Origin of the sequence: Pseudoflavonifractor phocaeensis (assembly GCF_038439875.1) — a bacterium.
GTDB lineage: Bacteria > Bacillota > Clostridia > Oscillospirales > Oscillospiraceae > Vermiculatibacterium.
The window spans coordinates 505185-524461 of record NZ_JBCDMT010000003.1; the positions used below are offsets into that span (position 1 = coordinate 505185).

The 19277-nt window shown below is 65.8% G+C and carries 17 protein-coding genes; 7 read left to right on the forward strand and 10 right to left on the reverse strand.

The annotated features are described in order from the left end of the window. Positions 1-7: 7 nt before the first annotated feature. The 6 genes from AAEU42_RS07065 to AAEU42_RS07090 all read right to left on the reverse strand — a co-directional run bounded on the left by AAEU42_RS07065 (position 8) and on the right by AAEU42_RS07090 (position 8357). Entirely contained in the window at positions 8-1012 is a 1005-nt protein-coding gene (locus tag AAEU42_RS07065; RefSeq protein WP_342232828.1) for an ABC transporter ATP-binding protein, read from the reverse strand. A 42-nt stretch (positions 1013-1054) separates the two neighbouring features. Continuing rightward, complete coding sequence (locus tag AAEU42_RS07070; protein ID WP_342232829.1) at positions 1055-1894, reverse strand: carbohydrate ABC transporter permease; 840 nt, start codon at positions 1892-1894, stop codon at positions 1055-1057. Then, the gene (locus AAEU42_RS07075; protein ID WP_342232830.1) at positions 1891-2790 is read right to left on the reverse strand and encodes a carbohydrate ABC transporter permease; all 900 of its coding nucleotides are present in this window, start codon (positions 2788-2790) and stop codon (positions 1891-1893) included. Before AAEU42_RS07075 ends, AAEU42_RS07070 begins: the two co-directional genes overlap by 4 nt. Beyond that, positions 2756-4012, reverse strand: coding sequence for a hypothetical protein (locus AAEU42_RS07080; protein WP_342232831.1), 1257 nt, complete (start codon positions 4010-4012; stop codon positions 2756-2758). Before AAEU42_RS07080 ends, AAEU42_RS07075 begins: the two co-directional genes overlap by 35 nt. Further along, positions 3993-5990 (reverse strand): HlyD family efflux transporter periplasmic adaptor subunit, encoded by a 1998-nt coding sequence (locus AAEU42_RS07085; RefSeq protein ID WP_342232832.1) that lies wholly within the window; start codon positions 5988-5990, stop codon positions 3993-3995. The genes AAEU42_RS07080 and AAEU42_RS07085 overlap by 20 nt, the downstream gene beginning before the upstream one ends. A gap of 78 nt (positions 5991-6068) precedes the next feature. Beyond that, positions 6069-8357: a hypothetical protein gene (locus AAEU42_RS07090; protein WP_342232833.1), complete on the reverse strand. Its 2289-nt coding sequence runs from the start codon at positions 8355-8357 to the stop codon at positions 6069-6071. A gap of 141 nt (positions 8358-8498) precedes the next feature. On the opposite strand from AAEU42_RS07090, the gene AAEU42_RS07095 reads away from it, so the two are divergent. After that, positions 8499-9179: a response regulator transcription factor gene (locus AAEU42_RS07095; RefSeq protein WP_342232834.1), complete on the forward strand. Its 681-nt coding sequence runs from the start codon at positions 8499-8501 to the stop codon at positions 9177-9179. After that, the gene (locus AAEU42_RS07100; RefSeq protein WP_342232835.1) at positions 9173-10480 is read left to right on the forward strand and encodes a sensor histidine kinase; all 1308 of its coding nucleotides are present in this window, start codon (positions 9173-9175) and stop codon (positions 10478-10480) included. Before AAEU42_RS07095 ends, AAEU42_RS07100 begins: the two co-directional genes overlap by 7 nt. Positions 10481-10493: 13 nt before the next feature. Here the strand turns inward: AAEU42_RS07100 and AAEU42_RS07105 are convergent, their stop codons facing one another. Continuing rightward, positions 10494-12710, reverse strand: a complete 2217-nt coding sequence (locus AAEU42_RS07105; RefSeq protein WP_342232836.1) for a hypothetical protein — start codon at positions 12708-12710, stop codon at positions 10494-10496. 156 nt (positions 12711-12866) lie between these two features. Between AAEU42_RS07105 and AAEU42_RS07110 the strand changes: the two genes are divergently transcribed. Both AAEU42_RS07110 and AAEU42_RS07115 read left to right on the forward strand, forming a co-directional pair. After that, positions 12867-13547: a response regulator transcription factor gene (locus AAEU42_RS07110; protein WP_342232837.1), complete on the forward strand. Its 681-nt coding sequence runs from the start codon at positions 12867-12869 to the stop codon at positions 13545-13547. Further along, complete coding sequence (locus tag AAEU42_RS07115; protein ID WP_342232838.1) at positions 13540-14832, forward strand: sensor histidine kinase; 1293 nt, start codon at positions 13540-13542, stop codon at positions 14830-14832. Before AAEU42_RS07110 ends, AAEU42_RS07115 begins: the two co-directional genes overlap by 8 nt. Before the next feature lie 56 nt (positions 14833-14888). On the opposite strand, the gene AAEU42_RS07120 is transcribed toward AAEU42_RS07115, so the two are convergent. Next, a complete protein-coding gene (locus AAEU42_RS07120; protein ID WP_342232839.1) occupies positions 14889-15095 on the reverse strand; it encodes a hypothetical protein in 207 nt (68 codons plus the stop codon). Further along, on the reverse strand, positions 15095-15463 hold the full coding sequence (locus tag AAEU42_RS07125; RefSeq protein ID WP_342232840.1) for a hypothetical protein: 369 nt from the start codon (positions 15461-15463) through the stop codon (positions 15095-15097). Before AAEU42_RS07125 ends, AAEU42_RS07120 begins: the two co-directional genes overlap by 1 nt. A 123-nt stretch (positions 15464-15586) precedes the next feature. Here AAEU42_RS07125 and AAEU42_RS07130 point away from each other — a divergent pair, with 123 nt between their 5' ends. The 3 genes from AAEU42_RS07130 (at position 15587) to AAEU42_RS07140 (ending at position 17642) form a co-directional block, all read left to right on the forward strand. Further along, positions 15587-16147 (forward strand): TetR/AcrR family transcriptional regulator, encoded by a 561-nt coding sequence (locus AAEU42_RS07130; protein WP_342232841.1) that lies wholly within the window; start codon positions 15587-15589, stop codon positions 16145-16147. Further along, entirely contained in the window at positions 16144-16971 is an 828-nt protein-coding gene (locus tag AAEU42_RS07135; RefSeq protein ID WP_342232842.1) for an AraC family transcriptional regulator, read from the forward strand. The genes AAEU42_RS07130 and AAEU42_RS07135 overlap by 4 nt, the downstream gene beginning before the upstream one ends. Positions 16972-17066: 95 nt before the next feature. Then, positions 17067-17642 (forward strand): DUF6144 family protein, encoded by a 576-nt coding sequence (locus AAEU42_RS07140; protein WP_342232843.1) that lies wholly within the window; start codon positions 17067-17069, stop codon positions 17640-17642. A gap of 18 nt (positions 17643-17660) precedes the next feature. On the opposite strand, the gene AAEU42_RS07145 is transcribed toward AAEU42_RS07140, so the two are convergent. Further along, on the reverse strand, positions 17661-19046 hold the full coding sequence (locus tag AAEU42_RS07145) for a sodium-dependent transporter (RefSeq protein WP_342232844.1): 1386 nt from the start codon (positions 19044-19046) through the stop codon (positions 17661-17663). Between the last annotated feature and the right edge of the window lie 231 nt (positions 19047-19277).

Genomic DNA, 19277 nt, shown 5'->3' on the forward strand with positions numbered 1-19277 from the left:
GCTTTTCTCAGCGGATGCGCAGGCCGGTTTCCCGATGGAAATAGTGCATCCTGCTCCGGTCCAGGGTGATGGAGATGCCCTCCCCCGGCCGGGCGGAGAAATCCGCCCCGGCGGCCATGGTGAGGGGGCCGATCCCCTCGGCCTCCAGGAACACCAGTGCCTCCCGGCCGGTGCGCTCCACGTTTTCCACCCTTGCCCGGTACCCCTCCCCGCCGGGGTGGACGTGTTCGGGCCGGATGCCCGCCACGCAGGGGGCGTCCAGCACCGTCTCCTCCCACACGTTCATGGGCGGGGAGCCGATGAACCGGGCCACGAAGAGGTTGGCGGGCTCGTTATAGACCTTCTGGGGGGTGTCGGCCTGCTGGAGGACGCCGTCCTTCATGACGGCGATACGGGTGCCCATGGTCATGGCCTCGGTCTGGTCGTGGGTGACGTAGACGGTGGTGGTGCCCAGGGAGCGCTGGAGGGAGACGATCTCCCGGCGCATATCCACCCGGAGCTTGGCGTCCAGGTTGGAGAGGGGCTCGTCCATGAGGAAGAGCCGGGGGCTGCGGACCATGGCCCGGCCCAGGGCCACCCGCTGGCGCTGGCCCCCGGAGAGGGCGCCGGGGTAGCGGTCCAGGTATTCCGTCAGGCCCAGGGAGGCGGCCACCTCCGTGACCCGGGCCCGGATGTCCGCCTTCTTCCAGCGGCGCATTTTCAGGGGGAAGGCCATGTTGTCGTAGACCTTCATAGTGGGGTAGAGGGCGTAGTTCTGGAATACCATGGCGATGTCCCGCTCCTTTGGGGGGACCTTGTTCACCACCCGCTCCCCCATGCGGATGGTCCCGCCGTCCACCCGTTCCAGCCCGGCGATCATCCGCAGGAGGGTGGACTTGCCGCAGCCCGAGGAGCCCACGAACACCATGAATTCCCCCCGGTCCACCTCCAGGTCCATGTCCACCACGGCGTGGACGCCGCCGGGGTACCACTTATTGGCCTTTTCCACGCTCAGGCTGACGCTCTCTTCCATAGGGGGGACCTCCTTGCCGGCTGGCTCTGAAAATTAGGCGGACTAATCCTTCATGCCCGCGGCGCTGATGCCCGCCTCCAAATATTTCTGCCCGAAGAGGAAAATGAGGAGGGCGGGGACGAGCATGATGACCGACGCCACCAGGGAGACCCCGGCGTTGTCGGCGGTGACGGTGGGCAGATAGAGGGACAGGGGCCACAGGGTCTTGTCCTTCAGAAAAACAAGGGGCTGCTCCAGGGCGTTCCAGTACTCCAAAAACCCCAGCACCACGGCGGAGAGGATGCCCGGGGCCCCCAGGGGCAGGCCCACGTGGAGAAAGGTCTGGAAGGGCCCCGCCCCGTCCAGGGCCGCCGCCTCGGTGAGGGCCGAGGGGATGGCGGTAAAGAAGCGGACCATGAGGAACACTGGAAAGGTGGACACCGCCCCGGGCAGGATGATGGCCCACACCGTGTTCATGAGCCCCAGCCCGTCCAGCACCAGGTAGCTGGAGACCATGGTCACCTGGAAGGGCATGAGCATGAGGACGATGTACAGCGAGAAGAGGGCCTTCTTCCCCCGGAACCGGAACCGGGCGAAGGCCCAGGCCGCCGGGGCCCCAATGAGGACCTGCCCCAGCACCACGGGAAAAACCTGGCGGCAGGAGTTCCAGAACATGGCAAAGAACTGGGGGGTATCCAACAAAAGCTCCACGTAGGGCTTCAGGGTGGGGTACATGGGCAGCAGGGGCCACACCGCCGTCCCCTCCGCGTTTTTCAGCACGGGGGCCAGGTTTTGGGCCATCTCCTCCGCCCCCATGAGGGAGCCGGAGAGGAGCAGCCACAGGGGGACCCAGACGAAAAAGGCCACCAGGACCAGCACCATGCCGATGAGCCATTTCTTCATCCCATCCCCTCCCTTCCCCACACCCGCTGGAGGACCAGGATCAGCAGAAAGACCACCAGGGCCATGAGGACCGCCCCCGCACACATCTTGTCCACGTCCAGGTCCACGAACCAGTTGTTGAAAAGGTGCTGGAGCATGTAGATGCTTTTGTTGGGGTAGCTGCCCCCGATGAGGTATGCCTCCCGGAACACCTTGAAGGAGTTCAAAAGAGAGAGGACCGTCACGGTGAAGAGGGTGGGCTTCAGGTTGGGCAGGGTGATGCGGAAAAACCGCTGGAGCCCGCCGGCCCCGTCGATCTCGGCGGACTCGTACAGGGCGGGAGAAATGGCGGTGAGGCCGGAGAGCCACAGCACCATGTCGTAGCCCGTATTTTTCCACAGGTAGGTGAACACCAGCACGAAGAAGGTCCCCGAGCTGTCCAGCCAGTTCACCGGCTCCAGCCCCCAGGCCCCCAGCAGGACGTTGAACAGGCCGTTTTCGTGAAAGACCACCTGCCACAGCAGCACGATGGAGGCCACGGGGATGGCCATGGGCACGAGGAAGGAGGTCTTGAAGATCCCCCGTTTTTCCTGAAAGGCGTTGACCAGCAGGGCCAGAAAGAGGGAAAAGAGGAGCAGCACCGGGATGCACACCGCCGCGAACTTGGCGGTGTTGGCCGCCGCCAGCCGGAAGGCGCCGTTTTGGAGGACGGAGAGGTAATTCTTCATCCCCACGAACTGGCCGCTCATGGCGGAGAAAAAGGAGCGGCGCACCGCGTCGGCGAAGGGGAGGAGCACCAGCACCAGCACCGCCAGCAGGCTGGGCAGGAGAAAGAGCCAGGGGGCCGCCCCGTCGGTCTCAGGGGGCAGGCCGGAGCCCCGGTCATTCCCCGTCCCCCGGCGCTTCCAGAGCTTCATGTTCTTCCCCCCTCTCCCTCGGTCTTAAAAATTCCTCATGCCGGGCAAGGCCCCAGCCGAACAGAGGCCACAGCACCGGCAGCAAAAGCATGGGCCGGCTGAGGGCCAGGCCTCCCCGGTCCCCCAGAAGGAACACCAGGGCCAGCAGGGTCCCCAGGCTGAGGACCCAGCCCGCCACGACCCCCCGGCCGTCCCGGGGCCTGACCCGCTCGGCGGCCAGCAGGGTGAGGGCCAGGGCGGCCGCCGACAGCAGCAGGCAGCCCAGGGCCAGGGGCCACAGCCGCAGGTCCCGCAGGGTCAGCGGCCCGGACAGCCAGGCCCCCAGGCTCTCCCCCAGCCCCGACGCCAGCCGGGCCCAAAAGCTGAAGTCGGACCACTTGGTGGGGATGAGGGCGGCGGGCACCCTGGGGGGGAAGTTTCCGCACCACAGGGCCAGGGCACCGGCGCACAGGGCGGGGGGCAGGTAGGACGCCAGCAGCAGCGGGCTGGCCCGGAGGGCCAGGCCCCGGCGCAGCAGCTTCCACAAAAGGCCCAGCAGCAGGGCGGCGCCGGGCAGGCCCGCCAGGGCCGTCACGCACCAGGACAGCAGCTTCAGATCCAGCAGGTCGCCCCCGCTCCAGCCGTTCCGGTTCAGGAAGGCCTGGGCCGCCTCCCGGCCCCCCTGCTGGGGAAAGCGCAGGAACAGGTTGGGCCAGGCATCGGCGTCGTCCGCCCGCCCCGGCAGAAGGGCCAGGCCGCCGTCCCCCCGGAATACCCCCCGGAGGACGTAGGTTTTCCCCTCCCAGCGGACGATCTGGCCGGGGCGGCCCACCCCGCCCCACAGGGCGGCGGAGAGGGCCTCGTCCACGGCGATGCCCTCGGCGTCCCCCTGGGCGGGATAATTGCCCGTGAGAAAGGGGACCGGCCAAAGGTCGGCCCCCTGGCCATAGAATTCCACCACCGAGGCGGCGGCGGTCCGCTCTTCCCCCTCGTCCCAGAGGACCGCCCCCGGTTTCTCCCGCCACAGGGTCATGCGGGGGACGTTCTCCCCCCCGTCCTCCCGGGCGTAGCGAAGGGCCTCCTCCACCTGGGTGGGGCTGACGCCCCCCTCCCCCTCCCAGCGGGCGGACACGCCGGAGGAGAGGGCCCCGATCTCCTGGGCCAGAAAGGCGCACAGCCCCCAGGCCAGCAGGGCCAGCACCCCCAGGAGTGGGGCCGCCCACTTACTTGTCTCCCGTTTCAAGGCGCACCCGATCCCCTTCCCCGATGGGCTTGCTGGAGCTGGTAACGACCTGCTCGGTCCCCATGAGGGAGGATTCCACGGCCATGGACTCGCTGTCCCGGTCCAGGACGGTCACCTCCACCCGGACCACGGTCTGCTCGATGCCCATCACGGTGTTTTTCTCCTGGAGGACCAGCACATAGTCCTTGTCGCCGTCGCTGCGCAGGGCCCCCAGGGGCAGGCAGGCCCCGTACTGCTCGCTGCGCTTGGAAAGCTCCAGCTTGGCGGACACGCCGGCGGGGTAGCTCCCCTCGGGCAGGGTCACGGTCACCTTGACCTGGCCCTTGTCGTCGGCGGCGCCGATGGCCGAGACCACCCCCACCGCCTCCCTTGCCTTGCCGTCCTGGTGGTAGGTCACCTTGCCCTGGTCCCCCAGGGACAGCTTTTCGGCGCTCTTCTCGTCCGTGGCGGCCTCCAGCTGGAAGCCCTGGTCGCTGCGGGACAGGGTGGCCACCGACACCCCGTCCTGGGTCCGGCCCGTCTCGGTGAGAATGCTCTGCACCGTGCCGGCGATGGGGGCGGTCAGCACGCCGCCCCCGGCCGCCACCCGCTCCAGCTCGGCCAGGGTCCGGGCCTGCTCCCGGCGCTCGCTCTCATAGCCCAGCCGCTCGATCTCCCGGCCCCGCTGGTCCTTGGCCGCGGACAGGCGGTTTTCCTCCGCCTTGCGCTGGGCCTGCTCCACCGCCCGCTGGGCGGCCTCCACGGCCCGGCCGGCGGTAAAGATCTGCTCGTCGGTGGCCACGTCCGTGTCCTCCACCCCCCGCTGGGCGGTCTTGAGGGCCCGCTCTGCTCCCTCCAGGGCGGAGCGGGCGGAGACCACCAGGGCCTCCTCGCTGACGTCGCTCTCCTTCTTCACCTTCTCCAGCTCGGCCTTGGCCTCTTCCAAGGCCTGCTCCGCCTTCTTGACCTTTTCCCCCTGGCGCTCGGTCACCTTGGCCAGCTCCTCGGCGGCCCGGGTGACGGCCAGGTCCCCCTTGTAGTTGTAGGACTCCATGCTCCAGTTCGCGGCGTCCACCTCGGCCTGGGCGGCGTCCACCTTCTCCTGGGCGGCCTGGAGCTGGGCCTCGGTGGCGGTGCCGGAGTCCTGGAGCTCCTGGAGCTCCGCCTGGGCCTTTTGGAGCCGCTCCTTCGCCGTTTTCAGGTTCCGCACGGAGTTGTAGTAGGGCTCACTGAAGGCTTTCGCGCTGTCCTGGGCGGCGGTCAGGCTGGCCTGGGCGCTCTCGATGGCGGACTGGGCCGCCTCCTGGACGGCCTCCAAATCCTTCTGCGCCCCCTTCACCTTTTCCTCCGCCTCTTTGACCAGGTTTTCCAGGGCCTTTTTCTCGGCCTTCTCTAAATCCTCCAGGGCCTTGTCATAGTCGGCCTGGGCCGTGAGGAGGTCCTCCTCGCTCCGGCCCTCGGCCCTCTCGCGGCTGTTCACCAGCCGGTCGTAGTCCTCCTGGGCGTCGGCCAAGGCCTGCTGGGCGGCCAGGATGGCCTCCGTGTCGTCCCCGCTGTTGCCCGAGAGGGCGTTTTGGATCTTCAAATCCAGCAGGCGGATGTCGTTTCTCAGCTTTTCCATGGTCCGGTCCAACCCGGCGCCGTCCAGCTCCAGCAGGGGGTCCCCCGGCTCCACCCGCTGCCCGGCCTGGGCCCGGATGGAGGTGACCTGGATGCCCGCGGGGAGGGTGAGGTCCAAGTCCCCCAGGGGCTCAATGGTGCCCGAGAGGTCCACCCGCTGGGTGAGGATGCCTGTCTTGGGCCGCTGGGTCTTTACCCTTGCCACCGTCACGCCCTCCGCCGCCCGGGACACCAGGGTCAGGCACAGCATCAGGGCGAAGAACCCGGCCAGCAGCCGGACCGCCGTGCGCTGGAGCCTGCTGGTAAAGCGGGACTTGGGCTTCTCCCCGCTTTGCAGGCGGACCCGTTCCTCCTCGGCGCGGATGTTCAGTTGTTCCATGGGCTTCAGGGCCATGGGAAACACCACCTTCTGGGTCGTCTCTGATTGTCCGCCGCCGTGCTTTGGCTGGCGGAGAAATTATTCGGAAAGATAGATCTGGGTCTTTTCCACCACCTGGGCGGCAGCCTCCTCCGAGGTGAGCCTGCCCTCCAGCAGGGCCTTGGTCTGATCGAGGACCACGTCGGTCACCACCTGGTCGGTGAGCAACGGCTGGGACAGGCTTCCGCACAGGGACAGGAAGCCCATGTCGTCGGCGCCGTCCAGGATCTTGATCACGGATTTTTCCAGGGAGCCGCGGACCACGGAGAACCCGTCGCCCAGGTACTTGTCCTGGACCGTACCGGAGAGGAGCATCTTCACAAAGCTCTGGGCCAGCTCCTTCTGCCGGGAGGTGGTCACAATGCCCACCGCGCCGGAGGGGGTGTAGGCCCCCTGGCCGAAGAGGGAGTCCAGCGCCCAGCCCTCTTCCCGGCCTAAGTTGGTGCAGATCTGCTCCAGGCCGTAGATTCCCCCAAGCTCCTGGATGTGGAAGAGGGCCTGGCCGTTTCTGAGGACAAAAGAACCCATGTCTATGACCTCCGCCCGGCCTCCGCCGTCCGACATGGTCACGAGGATCGCGCTGGTGCTGCCGTTCTGGGGCGTGTTCTTTTTCAGGGCGGCGTCCATCTGGGAGACCTGCCGGAAGAACTCCGTCAGGGCCCCCTCCTCCACCCCCGCGCCCTGGCGGGCCGGGGCGAAGAGATTCACGTACAGGGGGGCCGCGCCGTCCTCACCCCAGAGGGTGTCGGGGGCTTTCAGGAAGGGGGTGGAGCCGCCCTGCCGCTCCTCCACCTCCCGGGCCAGGTCCGCCAGGGCCCGGACGGCCATCACGTCCTCCGACCTGCCCATCATGACGGGCAGGGTGAACCGGGAGGGAAGGGCGAATACGCCCTCGCCGGTGCGGTAAGCCCCCATGAGATTGGGCATGAGGCCCTGGGCCTCCAGCTCATCCTCCAGGCCGCTCAGATCCTCCAGCACGCCCTTTTCGATGTAGGAGGCGGCGGGCAGGCCGTCCAGCACCAGCAGGTCGGGGCCCTTGCCGTTCAAAAGCTCGGTGTTCAGCGCCCGGATCACGTCCTCCGGAGTGGCGGCGGACTCCCCCTCCAGCAAAATCTGGAAGTTTACCTTCACGCTGGTGTTGCGGCGCTGGAACTCGCCGATGGCCTGGCGGATGGTGGCATTGTCGTCCAGGGCGGCGATGGTCAGCTCGGTGTCGGGATTGGTGGGGGTGTCGGCGCTGTAAGTGTAGCGCATGACCTCCACCCCCTCTTCCCCGGAAAGCAGGGCCCAGAAGCTGCCTGCGGGGCCGGACGCCGTGGCCGCGATGCTCAGATCGGGCATGGACAGGGAGGTGAGCTCGCCGTCCACCAGCTTCTCCCACAGGGTGCCCCCCTCGGCCTGGCGGTAAATGCCGCCGCTGTTGGTCAGGAAGACGCCCTCCCCGTCCAGGTTGGGCACGGTGGCGTAGTCCAGCCCGTCAAAGACGCACTCGCTCTTCGCGCCGGTGTCCAGATCATAGAGCCACAGCCCGCTGTAATTGGGGTCAAAGGCCAACAGCTGATTGCCGTAGACCGCCGTGGAGCCGGCGTAGGCGGTGCAGGGATACTCCCGGATCAGCGCGCCATCCGCGCCGCTGTACCGGGATACCCCCTTATTACCGTAGGAGATCAGGTAGTCCCCGTTTTCCAGCACGCTGAACCCGGTGGGGGGAATCAAGGAGAACGGCTCTCCCACTGCTCCCCCGTCTACCCCGACAGAGACGCTGCCCTCCACGGTGATCCCGCCAAAACTGTCCGAGATGACCGCACCGCTCTTGCCGTCGGAGGTGGTGGCGCTGGGGTCATTTTTGCTACCGGAGACCGTGATTCCGGCCCCTTCCCCGCCGCCCGCCTTCTTTTCCCAGTCCGGGATCTCGATGCCCTGGGGCGTGTCCCCCTCCGCGCGGACCAGATGGGGGGTCCCCGCCTGGTCCATGTACAGCGCGAAAAGGGCGCCGTTGGAGGTCTCGTTGATGCCCAGGACGCTGTTCCCGGCGGCCATCAGGCCGGAGACCCACGCGACGTCCTCTTCCTGGATCTGGCCGTCCTGGGAGATCTCGTACCGCTTGGCCCACTGCTCGGTTTTGCTGTACCCGTAGGTCACCAGCACGCCGTCCTCCCGCAGGCAGGTCCCCCGGACCCGCTCGACCCCCGGCAGGGACCCGGTCTGCTCCTCGATGTACCGCCCCATGGGCACGTTTCCGCCCTGGGTCCCCTCGGAGCTCCCGCAGCCGGACAGCAGCCCGGCGGTCAGGCTCAGGGACAGTGCCGCGCATAAAAATCGTTTCATGATCTTGCTCCCTTCTGAAATGGTGTCTCCAGGATATCTCATTTTTCTCTAATCCACCTGTAAGAATCTTTGTAGATTTTTTAGAGATAAGGCTGTTATACTGGTAACACCGACATCACTGTTTAAAGGTGGGAGCACTGCATGCGCATTTTGATGATCGAGGACGACCGGGACCTGTGCGGGGCCGTGGATATCCATTTAAAAAGCCAGGGTTACACGGTGGACTACGCCTATGACGGGGAGGACGGCCTCCACTTTGCCCGGCAAAACGCCTATGACCTCATCCTCCTGGACCGGATGCTGCCCGGACGGAGCGGGGTGGAGGTGGTCTCCGCCCTTCGGCGGGAGGGGCTGTCCACCCCCGTGCTGATGATCACCGCCCTGGACGGCATCCAGGACCGGGTGGACGGCCTGGACGCCGGGGCGGACGACTATCTGCCCAAGCCCTTCGCCACCGAGGAGCTGCTGGCCCGGATCCGGGCTCTGGCCCGCCGCCCCCGGCAGGTGGAGACCACCCACCTCCTCCGGGCCGGGGACCTGGAGCTGGATGTGGAGCTGTGCGCCCTCCGGGGCCCCGCCGGGCCCTGCCCCCTCTCCCGGCGGGAGGCCCGGCTTCTGGAGCTGCTGCTGCGCAACCGGGGCCAGACCTTGACCCGGGAGCTGCTGCTGGCCCGGATCTGGGGCCCAGACGCCCCCGTGGAGGACGGGAACCTGGACAACTATATCCACTTCCTCCGCCGCCGGTTAAAGACCGCGGGCAGCCGCTCCCAGATCGCCACGGTGCGGGGGGTGGGCTACCGGCTGGAGGAACCGCCATGCTGAAACAGCTGCGTCTGCGCCTGACCCTCCTGGCCGCCGCCCTCACCGGGGCGGTGCTGGTGGTCATGGCCCTGGCCGCCCTCTCCCTGTCCGAGGGACGGCTCCAGGAGAGCCTTCGGGCCAACTTCCAAACCAGCGCCAACGGCATCGTGGTCAAGCTCCAGACCGACCGGGTGGTGAGCGCCGCCTGGCTGGCCCAGCTGGAGGCCGGGGAAAACCTGGTCATCTCCCTCCGGGACGGGGGGCGGCCCATCACCTTCCGGGGGGCCTGGGCGCCGGCCACCGGCCGGCAGGTATTGATCGACCGGGCGGCGGAGCAGGGGCGGGCCCTGGGGGTGGACCCCGGCCTGCCCCCCATCTCCATCCTGGAGCCCACCTCCACCCCCGCGTTCCAGGTCCAGGGGGACCACGGGGATCGGTATCTGGCCTCCGTGACCCTGATCCCCGCGGGGCGGGGATGGCAGAGCCTTGTGCTCCTCAAGGACATCGCGGACAGCCGCCGGGAGATCTGGCTCCTCCGGGGGGCCTTCGCCGGCCTGGTGGCCCTCGGAGTGGCCGCCCTGGTGGCCCTGTGCTGGCTCTTCGCCGGGAGGGCCATCCGGCCTATCGAGGAGAGCCAGAGGCGGCAGGCCGAGTTCATCGCCGCCGCCTCCCATGAGCTGCGCTCCCCCCTGGCCGTCATCCGCACCGCCGCCTCCGCCCTGGCGGTGGACCCGGCCCAGGCGCCCAGGCTGCGGCGCAGCATTGAAAACGAGTGCGCCCGCATGGCCCGGCTGGTGGACGACCTGCTGTCCCTGGCCCGCAGCGACGCGGGCACCTGGAGCGTGGCCGACGCCCCGGTAGACGTGGACGCCCTGCTGCTGGAGACGGCGGAGAAGTTCCTCCCCCTGGCCCGGGAAAGGGGCCTTTCCCTCCATCTGGAGGTGCCGGACACCGACCTGCCCATGGTCAGGGGGGACGCCCAGCGTTTGGGCCAGATCCTCACCGTCCTGCTGGACAACGCCCTGAGCTACACCCCAGCCGGAGGGGCCGTCACCTTGGGGGCCCAGGCCCTTCCGGAGGCCGTGCTCCTCCGGGTGGCCGACACCGGCCCCGGCATCCCCTCCGCCGACGCGGCCCACATCTTCGACCGCTTCTACCGGGCGGACACCGCCCGGAACAGCAAGGAGCACTTCGGCCTGGGCCTCTCCATCGCCCAGGAGCTCACCCGGCTCCACCACGGGACCCTCCGGGTGGCCTCCACCGGGCCGGAGGGTACGGTCTTTGAGCTGAAACTGCCGGTGCCCAAGGAACCCCTCTCATAAAAGAGAGCGCGCGTCACTCCGCCAGGTAGAGCTCCAGCTTCCCGATCACCCGGTCCACCGCCCCGTCAAGGTCCTGCTTTCCGGCGAAATAATCCGCCGTCTCCTGCTCCATAATGGTCTGGATACTGCCGTCCAGGAGGACCGGGGTATCCAGGGCCTTAAGGGTCTCCGCCCAGGCGCTTCGGTAGTCCTCCGGCGGGTAGTCGATGGTGACATAGATGGGCACGTCGGCCCCGTCCTTGTCCGTCAGGGTGGTGCCGTAGGTGGAGAAGTGGCCGTTCCGGCCCGCGTCCGTGTCCTCCTGGGTGGATGCCTCAAAAGCGGCGGCGTTCACCGGCATCCCGGTCCCCACCCCGGAGCCCTGGACCTCTTCCGACAGGGCCGTGGCCAGGAACTGCCGGGCCACGGCGGTATTCTGGCTGCGGGCATTGATGCCCAGGATGGTTTTGGGCTGGTACAGGCCATGGCCGAAGAGGGGAACGATCTCCCCGTCTCCCCGGTTCTGGCTGACCTGCCACGCGGCGTACAGGCTGTCGAAGCTGCACAGGTAGCCCAGGTCGATGCCCACGGCGTCGATGGACCAGGCCAGCGCGCCAAAGCCGAATTCCGGGTGGAGCCCCCAGCTGTCCTCCACCACCCGGCCCTGCTCCATGTCCCAGATCCGCTTCATCTGGGACAGGAAGGCGGTCCAGGCGGCCTCGTCCCCCGCGTAGAGGCGGTCCCGGTCGGTCAGGGTGAAGATCTGCATGATCCAGTCGATCTCCGTCACCGACAGGGGGTGGTTGAAGCTGTCCCGGTTGGCCTCCAGCCAGTCCACCATACTTTCCAGGTCCCGGCTGGCGGACACCGCCGCCGTGGAGGCGTGGAGAACCGGGGCATCGAATTGCAGCGGGATGCCGGGCAGGGTTCCGTCGGCCCGGCGGCAGGCCGCGGCCTTGTAGGGCAGAAGCCGGTCTTCCAGGGCGGCAAAGTCCTCGGACAGGTCCAGCAGCACCCCCTTCTCGGCGTAGGAGTCCAAAGGCATCCCGTCCAGGACCAGCACGTCCGGCCCCTTCCCCGCCACCAGCTCGGTGGCGATGGTTTTCAGGGCGTCATCCCAGCTGTAAGAACCCTCTCCCTCGGTGTAGCCCAGCTCATAGGTGACGTACACCTCCGGGTGGTCCTTTTGGAAGGTCCCGATGGCCTGCCGGACCAGAGGGTCCTCCTCCATGGACCACACCCGCAGTTCCTGCCCCGGCAGGGTGGGCACGCCGGGGTCGTAGACATAGGCGGTGAGGCCCCAGGCCTCGTTGACCCAGGAGACCATCAGGAAGCTGTCGTCTAAGGGAACAAAGAACTGCATCAGGAAAGAGGGGGTCCCAAGGCTGGTAAGGCCGCCGTCCACCACCTGCTCCAGCATACTGTTGCCCGTCTGGGTCCGGTAGATGCCCTTGGCGTCGGCGTAGCACACCGAACCGTCGGGGGTGTAGGCCGCCAGCCGGTTCCATGTGCTGTTGTCGTTGGAGGAGTGGACAAAGGAGGCGGCGGCCACCCGGCCGGTCTCCCTGGCCGCCTCCATGTCGTAAAAAACCAGGGCGTCATTGGCGCAGTAGACCGCCTCATTGCCCCGGATGTCATAGCCCTCGACGGAGCCGTCCTCCACCTCGAACTGGTTTTTGACCGCCCCGGTCTCCCCATCCAGGTGGTAGAGGACCCACCAGCAGTCCACCAGCAAATCGCCGTTGTCCGCCACCTTGAAGCTGCGGGGGCCGGCGCCGTCCGGCTCCTCCAGGGGCAGCTCTGTGATGGTCCCGTCCGGGGCGATGCGCCAGAACAGGGACGGGACGCCCTCCCCCTCTGGCACGTCCGCGCCGTAATCATAACCGAAGAACCACAGGTTCCCCTGGCTGTCCCAGCAGGCGGTCTCCTGTGTATACTGGTCCATCAGGCCGCCATTGAAGGCGGTGCTGTCCTGGGCCTCCCAGGTCATACCCCCGTCGGCGGAATGGAACAGCTTCAGGTCAGCCCAGTGCGCCTCGTCCCCCTCCCGGCGGATGAAGGCCAGCAGGTCCAGTTCCCCCGCCTCGTCGGCCCGCAGGGCCAGCACTTGCCCCATCCGGTCGGGCAGGGTCCGGGTCTCCTCTACGTACCGCCCCATGGCGGGCGTTCCGCCCTCCTCCCCCTTTCCGCCGCAGGCGGTCAGAGGCAGCGCCATCGCCAGGGCCAGCAGCCCGGCCAACAGTCGTCTCATCTTCATGTTTCCTCCCATCGTTGCTGTTGGCTCCAGTATACCGCGCCAATCTCTAAGTTTTTCTCCAAAAACAGGGCCTCCGGCCCCGACAAATTGGAGAAAGGTTAGAGGAATGTATGCTATAATAGGGACAAAAGGGGCAAAGGGGGCGGCGGGATGCGCATCCTGATGATCGAGGACGACGAAAAGCTCTGCGAGGCGGTGTGCTATCACCTGGAGCGGGAGGGCTTCACCGTGGACGTGTGCCACGACGGGGACGACGGCCTGCGCTGGGCCCGCCAGCAGGCCCACGACCTGATTATTCTGGACCGGATGCTCCCCACCCTCAGCGGGGTCACCGTTCTGGAGCGGATGCGCGCCGGCGGCATCCAGACCCCCGTGCTCATCGTCACCGCCCTGGGAACGGTGGCCGACCGGGTCCAGGGTCTCAACGCCGGGGCGGACGACTACCTGGTGAAGCCCTTCGACCTGGAGGAGCTGACCGCCCGGGTCCGGGCCATGGCCCGCCGCCCCCGGCAGTGGGAAAACGCCAGCCTCTTGCGCTGCGGGGACGTCCAGTTCGACCCCGAGGCCCGCGTCCTCTCCGGCGCCGGGGGCAAATGCTCCCTGTCCAAGCGGGAGGCCGCCCTTCTCGAGCCCCTGCTCCGCCACCCGGGGCAGACCTTCACCCGGGGCCTGCTCCTCTCCCGGGTCTGGGGCCCCGACGCCCCGGTGGAGGAGGGCAATCTGGACAACTACATCTATTTCCTCCGCCGCCGTCTGGCACAGGTGGGCAGCGCCATGGAGATCCGCACGGTCCGGGGCGTGGGCTACAAGCTGGAGGCGGGCCATGTTTGAATCGGTCCACCGCCGGCTGACCCTGTTCCTCACCTGTATCCTGGCCACCGGCGCCATTTTGCTGGCCACCGCCGCCGGGTTCCTCCTCTTCACCCAGAAACAGGCCTCGGAAAACGCCGAGGCCTCCTTCAACAGCACCGTCAACGCCATCCTGGCCCACCTGAGGAGCCAGCCGGTGCTGGATCACGCCTGGCTGAGCCAGACCGAGCACGACGGCGGCCTGACCCTCCACGTGGAGTTGGACGGCCGCCCCCTTCTCTACGCCGGGAACGGGGACGGGGAACGGGGCGGGCTGATCGCCGAAGCCAAGGCCGCCGCGCTCTCCGGCCAAGGCCTGGACCTCTCCCTCCCCCCCACCTCCAACATCCAGACCCAGGAGGCCCGCTACGTCTTTACCGGCCGGGACGGGGGCCGCTACCGGGCCGCCGCCGCCGTCATCCCCCTGTCCTCCGGCTGGGCGGGGGTGGTGGTGGTCCGCTCCACCGCCCCCGAGTCGGTCCAGCTCACCGGCCAGCTGGCCCTGCTGGGCTCTGTCACCCTGGGCGGGCTGTGCCTGCTGGCCCTCTTCGCCTGGTTCTTCACCCGGCGGGCCCTGCGGCCCATCGAGGAAAACCAGCGCAAGCAGCTGGAGTTCGTCCACGCCGCCTCCCACGAGCTGCGCTCCCCCCTGGCCGTCATCCAGGCCAGCCTCTCCGCCCTCAAGACTGCCGAACCCGGGGAGCGGGAGCACTTTATCGCCCTGGCCGACGGCGAGTGCACCCGCATGTCCCGGCTGGTGGGGGACCTGCTGGCCCTGGCGGGAGCCGACAGCGGCCAGTGGACCATCCGCCCGGCCCAGGTGGAGCTGGAAACCCTGGTCCTCAACGTCTGCGAGGGCTTCGAGGGCCCCGCCCGGCACGCCGGCATCCGCCTGGAGCCAAGGCTCCCCGCCGCCCCCCTCCCCCCCTGCCGCTGCGACGGGGAGCGGGTGGCCCAGGTCCTCTCCATCCTGCTGGACAACGCCCTGGCCTACACCCCCGCCGGGGGACGGGTCACGGTGGGCGTGGACCGGGGCGGGAGAGGCTTCCTCCTCACCGTGTCCGACACCGGCCCCGGCATCCCCGACGGGGAAAAGGCTCATATCTTTGACCGTTTTTACCGCGCCGACCCCTCACGGTCCAAACGGGAGCACTACGGCCTGGGCCTGTGCATCGCCAGGGAGATCGCCGGACTCCACAGGGGAAGCCTCACCGTGGGCGACCGCCCCGGCGGCGGGGCGGTGTTCACCCTGGCCCTGCCGGGGTAAGGCCTTCTGACGGTAAAGAGAGCCGCCGCAAAACCGTTGTTTTGCGGCGGCTCTCCTTATCTGCCCTCTCGCTCCCGGCTCTCTTGCTTGAGCCGTTCCTTCGCCCGGGCCGTGCTCTCCCCCTCCCGGGTGAGATAGCGGTCTATGAAGGCGTCCTCGATTTTGGTGTAGGTACCAACCACGGCGGCCTCAATCCGGCAGAACCCCGTCGTGACCGCCCTGGCCGCCGCCCGGTTTGCCCGGACCAATCTTGCCCCTGCCATCACCGCAGCCCCTTCACCATGGGGATGAGGCACAGCAGGACCACGATGCCCGCAAGGCCGATGGCGACGCCCAGCGCCAGCTGGCTCCACACCATGGTGAAGCACATGCCCACGCCCAAGGCCAGAGCCCCCACCACGCTGACTGCCACGGTCAGGACCGTCTTTCCGGAAATTTGGATGGGGGCCTTCCCCTCCATCTTCCGCCACACCGCCACGGTGACCAGGGCCAGGGCCAGCCCCGCCACGCCGAGGATGATTCCAGGCCGGCGGGCCCCCCACTCCGGCACCAGGGCCATGCACATCCCCAGGGCAAAGAAAATCCCGCTGATGGTCCCCAGGACCATGGCCGCAAAGCTGCTTTTTTTCATGTCGATTCCTCCAAGCATTATTACCACAGTTGTTTGTTTATTGCAGTTGTAGTATAATACGGAAAAGCCTATGGGGGCAATCAGCAATTTGCGGACATCTGTTGGAATAATGGAGAGGCGCTTATGAATACCAAAAACAACCGGCGGAAAAAGGAGTCCCGGGAAAAGCTGGAGGGTGCGTTTATGGAGGTTTTGGAGAGCAAGGACCTCAACCAGATCTCCGTGTCCGAGCTGTGCAAGCGGGCGGGGCTCAACCGCAGCACCTTCTACGCCAACTACCTGGACATTTACGACCTGGCCGACAAGGTGAAGGAGCGGGTGGAGGCCGAGGTAAACCAGCTCTATGCCCGGGAGCTGGCTATGAGCTACAACAGCAACGACTTTTTGAAGCTCTTCCGCCACATCAGGGACCACCAGCTCTTCTACAAGACCTGCTTCAAGCTGGGGTACGACAGCTCCTATCAAATCACCCGGTACGACACCCACCTGACCAAGCTGTATTTCGACGACCGGCACGTGGAGTACCACATCGAGTTTTTCCGGGCCGGGTTCAACCAGATCGTCCGAATGTGGCTGGACCGGGGCTGCCCGGAGACGCCGGAGGAGATCAACGAGGTTCTCCTGAGCGAATACCGGGGCAGAGCGTCCACCGCATCCGCCCATGTAGAGGAATTGCCTTCATGAGGGAGCTGGTGAGCAAAAGCATCGATTATATCATCCGCTCCCTGAAGGACGACCTGACGGTAAAAAGCGTGGCGGATCATTTTCATTATTCAGAATTCCATTTTGCCAGGCTGTTTAAAGCGGAGACCGGCGAGAGCGTCTACGCTTTCATCAAACGTCTTAAAATGGATCAGAGCGCCATTGATTTAAAGCTGAAACACAATAAAAGCATCACCGAGATCGGATCGGATTACGGATACTCCCCCTCCAATTACAGCTCCGCGTTCAAAAAGCACACCGCCGCCTCCCCCGCCCAATTTCGGAAAACCGCAAACGCGGGGAAGGTCAATAATCCCTTTTATCCCGCAAGGACTGACGTTTTTGAGACCTATGCCGCCTACGACGACAGGATCAAAATTGAGGAGCTGCCGGATCTGTTTGTACTCTACGAGCGAATGATTGGAAGCTATGCCGACATAAAAGAAAACTGGCTTAAGTTCATCAGCAAATATAGGGAGTATTTTCAGAGCGGCGCGCGGATGCTCGAGCGGTTTTACGACGATCCATCAGTCGCTTCTCCCGGCAGCTGTATTTGCGATTTGTGCCTATCTGTGGAGAATTCCTGCCCGCTGGAGAACGTGACGACCATAAGGGGCGGCAGGTTCGCCGTCTACCGCTACGAGGGAGCAATCGCGGATATCTTTTGCGCCGTGCAGGGCGTTTTCAGCGTTTGGCTGTCCCAAAGCCGCTACGAGATGCGGGAGCGGTACGGTTTGTCCATTTACAGAGAGATCGAGTGGGACCACAACCACGTTGTGATGGATCTGTGCATCCCAATTCAATAGAGCAGGAATTCAGAAGTATTGATCCAGGACTTGCCTTATCATGTAACCATAGAATAAGGACTGGCGAGCAGTCTGTTTTGAGGGGACGGGGCAAGATGGAGAAACCGGCATTTGACATAAGGGACATCCAGGAGCGTGTCATTTGGGAAGCGGTCAGGGCAGAGAGCGACGGCGGCACCGCAAAAGAAATCGTATACGGGCCTTGCGGTGATTCCCGGTGCGAGGACAACGCCGCTTGGGTAAAGTCGGCCATGCGCCGCCTGGAACAGAAATTTGACCCCGATACGGCAAAACACATCCGAATGAACTGCCAATGCGGGTATGGAATGGATGACAAGCTGGCGCTTTTGAACGAGCTGATGGCATCCGCCGCAAGCATAGAGGAGCTTGCGGCCTCGGACCGGGCCAGGTCCGCCGGCCTTTCCTGTGAAGGCGGGGAGCTGTATCTTCAGTTTTGGTTCTGCCCCTGTCCCATGCTGGCGGAGGTGGAAAGGCTGGAGACAAAGACCTGGTGCCAATGCACGACCGGGTACAGCAAGGTCCTCTTTGAAAAAGCGTTTGGCTGCGAGGTGGACGTTGAATTGTTGAAAAGCATAAAAACGGGGGACGACATCTGCTTGATGAAGATTGTCCTCCGCGGTCCCATTAAAAAGCGCCCCTCACAGACGTGAGGGGCGCTTGCCGTTTCATCAGCCGGGGAAGAACTTTTCCTTGTAGCCCATGAGGAAGATGAAGAGGATCATGATGGGCACCACCCACTTCATGTAGGCCCGCAGGCCCTTGGGGAAGCGCAGGCCCTGGCCCTCGTTGGCCTCGGACAGGAAATTGTCCCAGCCCCAGCCGCTCTTGCTGACGCAGAACAGCAGGTAGATGAGGGAGCCCAGAGGCAGGAGGTTGTTGCTCAAAATGAAGTCCTCGAAGTCCATGATGCCGCCGCCCAGGATGGACACGCCGCCCCACAGGTTGAAGCCCAGCAGGCAGGGCAGGCTCAGGACAAAGATGAGGGGCAGGTTCATGGCCACCGACTTTTTCCGGCTCCAGCCCCACTTGTCCATGGGGAAGGAGATGATATTCTCAAAGACGGCGATGATGGTGGACATGGCGGCGAAGGACATGAAGAGGAAGAACAGCGCCCCCCACAGCCGCCCGCCGGGCATGGCGTTGAAGATGTTGGGCAGGGTGACGAAGATGAGGGAGGGGCCGGCATCGGGGGTCACGCCGAAGGCGAAGGCGGAGGGGAAGATGATGAGCCCCGCCACGAAGGCCACGAAGGTGTCCAGAATGGTGACGTTCACCGCCTCGCCCAGCAGGCGCTGTTCCTTGCCGATGTAGCTGCCGAAGATGGCCATGGCGCCGATGCCCAGGGAGAGGGTGAAGAAGGCCTGACCCATGGCGGCGAAGATGACCTCGCCCAGGCGGAACTTGCCGTCGTCGGTATAGAAGAGGCTTTTGAAGTCGGGCATGAGGTAGAATTCCAGGCCCTTGGCCGCCCCGGGGAGGGTCACGGCCCGGATGGCCAAAATCACCAGCAGGGCCAGCAGGCAGAGCATCATCACCTTGGTGATCTTCTCCACGCCGCCCCGGAGGCCCTGGCCGCAGACCGCCATGCCCAGCAGGACCACCAGGGCCATAAAGGCCAGCATCACGCCGGGATTGGCCAGCATGCCGTCAAAGGCCGCCCCCACCCCGGCGGGGTCCAGGCCCACGAAGTCGCCCTTGGCCATCTTGACGAAGTATAACAGCATCCAGCCGGCCACGGTGGTGTAGAACATCATGAGCATATAGTTGCCCGCCATGCCGAACCAGCTGTACCAGTGCCACTTGGTGCCCTTGGGCTCCAAGGCGTGGAAGGACACGGCGATGCTCTTGCGGCTGGCCCGGCCCACGGAGAACTCCATGGCCATGATGGGAAGGCCCATAATCACGAGGAAGAACAGGTACACCAGCACGAAAGCGGCGCCGCCGTACTGGCCCACGATGTAAGGGAACCGCCACACATTCCCCAGGCCGATGGCGCACCCGGCGGAGATGAGCACGAAGCCCAGCCGGGAGGCGAAGGTCTCTCTTTCTTTCACAGAACAATCCCCCTTTGGATTTTCACACAGGCAATATCATACAAGACTTGGGCGGATTTGTCAAAGGGGTTGTGCGGGCCCCCTCTCAGTCAGCTGCGCTGACAGCTCCCCCGGAGGGGGAGCCCTTGGCAGAGAATGAGGGGGTTTCCTTCTGCTATTGCCTTTCTTCCCTGGGCGGTGGGGCAGGCGGATATTATCCGCCCCTACGGGGTGGGAGGGGGTTCGGGAGAT

Bases quoted from the DNA above. Each gene is read 5' to 3' on its own strand.
- AAEU42_RS07065 (WP_342232828.1), bottom strand. From the start codon at position 1,012: ATGGAAGAGAGCGTCAGCCTGAGCGTGGAAAAGGCCAATAAGTGGTAC.
- AAEU42_RS07070 (WP_342232829.1), bottom strand. From the start codon at position 1,894: ATGAAGAAATGGCTCATCGGCATGGTGCTGGTCCTGGTGGCCTTTTTC.
- AAEU42_RS07075 (WP_342232830.1), bottom strand. From the start codon at position 2,790: ATGAAGCTCTGGAAGCGCCGGGGGACGGGGAATGACCGGGGCTCCGGC.
- AAEU42_RS07085 (WP_342232832.1), bottom strand. From the start codon at position 5,990: ATGGAACAACTGAACATCCGCGCCGAGGAGGAACGGGTCCGCCTGCAA.
- AAEU42_RS07090 (WP_342232833.1), bottom strand. From the start codon at position 8,357: ATGAAACGATTTTTATGCGCGGCACTGTCCCTGAGCCTGACCGCCGGG.
- AAEU42_RS07095 (WP_342232834.1), top strand. From the start codon at position 8,499: ATGCGCATTTTGATGATCGAGGACGACCGGGACCTGTGCGGGGCCGTG.
- AAEU42_RS07100 (WP_342232835.1), top strand. From the start codon at position 9,173: ATGCTGAAACAGCTGCGTCTGCGCCTGACCCTCCTGGCCGCCGCCCTC.
- AAEU42_RS07105 (WP_342232836.1), bottom strand. From the start codon at position 12,710: ATGAGACGACTGTTGGCCGGGCTGCTGGCCCTGGCGATGGCGCTGCCT.
- AAEU42_RS07110 (WP_342232837.1), top strand. From the start codon at position 12,867: ATGCGCATCCTGATGATCGAGGACGACGAAAAGCTCTGCGAGGCGGTG.
- AAEU42_RS07115 (WP_342232838.1), top strand. From the start codon at position 13,540: ATGTTTGAATCGGTCCACCGCCGGCTGACCCTGTTCCTCACCTGTATC.
- AAEU42_RS07120 (WP_342232839.1), bottom strand. From the start codon at position 15,095: ATGGCAGGGGCAAGATTGGTCCGGGCAAACCGGGCGGCGGCCAGGGCG.
- AAEU42_RS07125 (WP_342232840.1), bottom strand. From the start codon at position 15,463: ATGAAAAAAAGCAGCTTTGCGGCCATGGTCCTGGGGACCATCAGCGGG.
- AAEU42_RS07130 (WP_342232841.1), top strand. From the start codon at position 15,587: ATGAATACCAAAAACAACCGGCGGAAAAAGGAGTCCCGGGAAAAGCTG.
- AAEU42_RS07135 (WP_342232842.1), top strand. From the start codon at position 16,144: ATGAGGGAGCTGGTGAGCAAAAGCATCGATTATATCATCCGCTCCCTG.
- AAEU42_RS07140 (WP_342232843.1), top strand. From the start codon at position 17,067: ATGGAGAAACCGGCATTTGACATAAGGGACATCCAGGAGCGTGTCATT.